Origin of the sequence: Microcystis sp. LEGE 08355, assembly GCF_015207185.1 — a bacterium.
Classification (GTDB): domain Bacteria; phylum Cyanobacteriota; class Cyanobacteriia; order Cyanobacteriales; family Microcystaceae; genus Microcystis; species Microcystis panniformis.
In genome coordinates, this window is sequence record NZ_JADEXI010000418.1 from 1 (window position 1) to 4141 (window position 4141).

The 4141-nt window shown below is 44.6% G+C and carries 3 protein-coding genes; all 3 read right to left on the reverse strand.

All coding sequences use genetic code 11. The features are described 5' to 3' along the window. Positions 1-236: 236 nt before the first annotated feature. Positions 237-929 (reverse strand): discoidin domain-containing protein, encoded by a 693-nt coding sequence (locus tag IQ242_RS18240; protein ID WP_193960944.1) that lies wholly within the window; start codon positions 927-929, stop codon positions 237-239. 425 nt (positions 930-1354) lie between these two features. Beyond that, positions 1355-2764: a hypothetical protein gene (locus IQ242_RS18245; RefSeq protein WP_193960945.1), complete on the reverse strand. Its 1410-nt coding sequence runs from the start codon at positions 2762-2764 to the stop codon at positions 1355-1357. Positions 2765-3053: 289 nt separating this feature from the next. Beyond that, positions 3054-3995 (reverse strand): glycosyltransferase family 2 protein, encoded by a 942-nt coding sequence (locus IQ242_RS18250; protein ID WP_193960946.1) that lies wholly within the window; start codon positions 3993-3995, stop codon positions 3054-3056. Positions 3996-4141: the final 146 nt, after the last annotated feature.

Genomic DNA, 4141 nt, shown 5'->3' on the forward strand with positions numbered 1-4141 from the left:
CTTCACGATTCCATAAGTAAAAATTATCACACAAAGTCGAGAAGAACCGGATTTCTCGGTTTCTCGTCGGGGAGCATCTCACCTTACGACTCGCCTAAGCTCGGTTATCCCTTAAGGAATAGTGGTCAAGATCTGTTTATCGGAGCATCGGTTTTTGAGAATTGTCTATATGTTGGCCATTCATCCCATCCCTAAAAGCGAGGGACTTCTAGCGAGGGACGAATGCTGAGACTAAGTTAAATTCTTTTTCCCAAACTCACGCCCGCTAAACCAAAGGCTAACAGAGCAAGCAAGGAAGAAGGTTCGGGAACTTTGGTTGCTGCAAACTGAATCTCTGAGAAGCCAATGCGATTGTTCGCGCCGGGGTTATCGAATCCCCCAAAGTTACTCAGATTAGTAAATCTAACATTAGTCGCAGCGACTGAGGCAAAACTGAACGACTGTGGGGTCTGATTGGTACCTGGGAAACCAAAAGTTCCTTGCGTAAAGGACATAGGAGCGCCACTCAGGGTACTCCAAGTTGTTCCACCGTTGTTGGAGTATTCAATCGTCACACTTTTAATTCCCTGACGGGTAAGCTCGGCACTACCACCGCCAAGGTTCCAGAAAGTAAACCCAGATAGATTATAGCTACCATTGAGATTAAAAGTGATAGTACCTGAGGGAATTGTGGTGCCCTGCGTGTTAGTTAAAATACCTGACCGCCAAGAATTACCAATCAGCGACTCCCCGTGATCTCCCGTAAGACTCGGAGTGTTACCGGGCAGCCCTTGGCCGTTGACGGCATTGTTTAGACTCCATTGTGTTGATATGTTCGTTGAGGCAGTGACTCCAGGAATTAGAGTAGCAGCTTGGGCCTTTTGTGCCACACCCCACATTAAGCCGAAAGTGGTAGTGGATAAAACAAGGGTTTTGATAGTGAGTTTCACGGGAAAATCTCCTTAAAAGGCTAGGGACAGTCAAAAGGGTACAACGTACCCTCCCATATCATATTTTTTTTTTTTGCCAATGTCCACTACTTTTGATGTAGATTTTTTTTCCACGTTATGGTAAGGGAATCGGGGGACAGGTGGGGTCGTTTCATTCTCTCAAATGTCATTCTCTCAAGTCCTTATCTGGCAACGTTTTTAGTCGATTTCTCGGAAATACATAGCTGAAAATTTTTAAAAACGTCGTGCTTTGCTTACCTCATAAGCGATTAAAGGTAGCAAAAAAAGAATTAGATTCGGAGAATGAATCAGCCCTAGGGGGACAGGGGGAAAACTCCCATCTGATGGCGCAGTTAAGAAAGTCAGAAGCCAGAAATCGGGTGGGGAAGAAATTCTGTCTTCTGCCTTGATGGCGGGCAATCTGCCTACTGATGAGATTCTAGCCTCGTGGTTTTGCTATTGTCCCCATCCGAGAATAAATCATCGCTAAATAGATCATCAAGGGGCAGTTCTTCGTCAGAAGGTAAGGATTCTAGATTAGCCATTTCTTCATTATCCAACATACTGAAGAAATCTAGTTCTTCTTGGTCACTCGCAACAGAAGCAACATTTTGGCGGTTAGATGCAACTGTAGGGGTTTCTTCCGCAAAATAATCGAATAATTCGGGGTTATTGCTGTCATCGGTATCAGCAAATAAGTCATCGAGAAAATTTTGGTTATCAGCGAATTTTTCGGCATCGGTGGCTAATAAATCAGAGAAACTGGTGTCACTGCTAACGGTTTCTTGAATCTGACCGTAATTACCCGATAATTCTTCTAGGCTACCGATAGTTCTCGTTTCTTCCTCTAATGTTAAACTATTGAGAAATTCTATCTCAGCAGCGGACATCTCCCAGTCAGAGATTGCTGGTTCTGCCATGACGGGAAAATCTTCGCTCTCAGTCATTTCTGGAGAAACTAAGGTTTCTTCTGGGCTGTTTAAACCGTCAAATGTCTCCTCGAAAACGGAGGTTTCTAGGGGTGTTTCGGGGGCAAATTCTGTTTCCAATACTAGGTTTTCTTCGGTGATAAAACCATCAAAAGGATTCATCTCACTGCTGAATTCTGATTCGGAAACCGGCGTTTCTAGGGGCGTTTCAGTGGCAAATTCTGTTTCCAATACTAGGTTTTCTTCGGTGATAAAACCATCAAAAGGATTTATTTCTTCGGCACTGGGGCTATCGGGGAAATCATCCCAGGGTTCGACGATTTCAGTGGTTCGATCATCCACTACCGTTTGGCGGGCGTTTTGTAATTCTAACAGTTGGCTTTGATAACCCTGTTCTAGTTGTTGAATTTGCGACTGATAGCCCTTTTCTAATTCTAGAATCTGCTCCTGTTGACTTTGACGCAGGGCTTCCATTTCCCCTTGCTTCCCGTCTATGATCTCTTGTATTTGACTTTGATAGCTTTGGCGCAATTCCTCGATTTTAGCTTCGTATTCCTCTTGAAGTGGCTGAATTTGGGTTTTATCGGCGACTTCCACGGCTTGAGCGGCAGTGGCGCTGGCTGCCCCTTGTACACGTCCTTGGCTATCTTCTAACTCTTTTTGCAATTTAGCCACTTCTTCTCTATAGGTGGCTTCGATATTGCGAATCCGTTCTTCGGAGAGAGCGAGTTGTTTTAACTGTCCTTTGCTGTCTTTTAACTCCGCTTCGGTTTCACCTAAAGCCGTCCGAATTTTCTGATATTTTTGCCGTTCTTCCCTGATTTTTCCCTCTTGCAGGGCATATAAAGCCCCACCCCCGATCGCACCTCCACCGACAAAACCGATTAAAATATCGAAGATATTCATTATGGGATTCCTCCTCTAGGAAAATTTACTTTATAATATGCCCAATCTCAGAGGATAATTCACAAGGGGCAAATGTGGTCAGTGTTTTCCGCCGCTCTTTATGCTGATTGCTTTTGATTGTGGCAGCAATTATCAGAAAAAGAAAGCAAATATTCAGTTTTTTATCGGCAAATGTTCACCCTTAGGGCAGTTATCTCGATGGTGAGGTACAAAGTCTCTGGTTTTAGGGCGGGGTTAGTGACACCTCGTCTTTGTGAGAAACGCTTTCATCAGTGTTCGCCAAGACATTTCACTGAAGCTGCATTTCCCGATAAGCTTGATAAACGCCGCGCACGTTGTACCAATTGAGAAAAATGCGGGCAATTTCTAGGGCTAATTGCGGTTTACCTCGATCGATTAACCATTGTAACAGCGGGGAGAGGCTGCGTTCATTCAGGGTTCCTCCTAGGGAAAGTAAACCCCACAACAATCGATGAATCCAAGTCATTTGAATCATCATCCGCACTTCCCAGGTGGGATGTTTTTGATAAAAAAGCACTCCCATTCGTCCCCGTTGAATTTCCTTATCGATGAGATTGGGAATTTGAGCGAGATTAAAGGGGGGATGCCAATGATAACCGACGGCTTCTGGACATTTAATTAATTTTAGTCCCAATTGCTTCAATCTCACCCCTAATTCCAAGTCTTCCCAACCGTAGAGTTGAAACTGGGTATCAAATAATCCCGCCGCTAATAACCATTTTTTAGCGATCGCCACGTTGCCCGTGGCAAAATAGGCGGCGGAGAAATCGGTGATTTTATAGGGTTCACTGGTGGGATGCTCGAAGTTACAGGTATTAATGACGCTGCCGTAGGTAAATAAGCGATCGCTGCCGAGACTGGCTGCTCCAGCAGTTAAAGCGTCGGCATGGGCTTGCAAAAAATTTTCTGTCACTACCAGATCGCTATCGATAAAAATAATTGTATCACCACGAGCTTTTTCTACCCCCAGATTCCTAGCGAGCGCCGGTCCGCCGTGATCCTGTTGCCACAGTTGCAGATGGGGTAAATTTGCTTTGTGACTTTCTAGCCAAGCGATCGTCGCATCGGTAGAGCCATCATCGACAAGGACTATTTCGTAGTTTTCCACCTTATTATCGGTTAAACGCTGATTTTCTAGGGCTAGTAAACATTTTTTTAAGATTGCTTGGCGATTGTAGGTAGGGATGACAACACTGATCAGCACGGGCATTCGGGGGTCAAGATTACCGTTTTAGCTTACCAAATAACCTCGGTTCCTTGATTAGACCTCCTGCAAAAATCAACAATCTTCATTCAGGATTGAGGATTCAGGAGTCAGTTATCAGTTATCAGTTCACTGAGAAAACTCCCCACACC

Excerpts from the sequence above, each read along its gene's own strand:
- IQ242_RS18250 (WP_193960946.1), bottom strand. The coding sequence starts at position 3,995 with ATGCCCGTGCTGATCAGTGTTGTCATCCCTACCTACAATCGCCAAGCA.
- IQ242_RS18245 (WP_193960945.1), bottom strand. The coding sequence starts at position 2,764 with ATGAATATCTTCGATATTTTAATCGGTTTTGTCGGTGGAGGTGCGATC.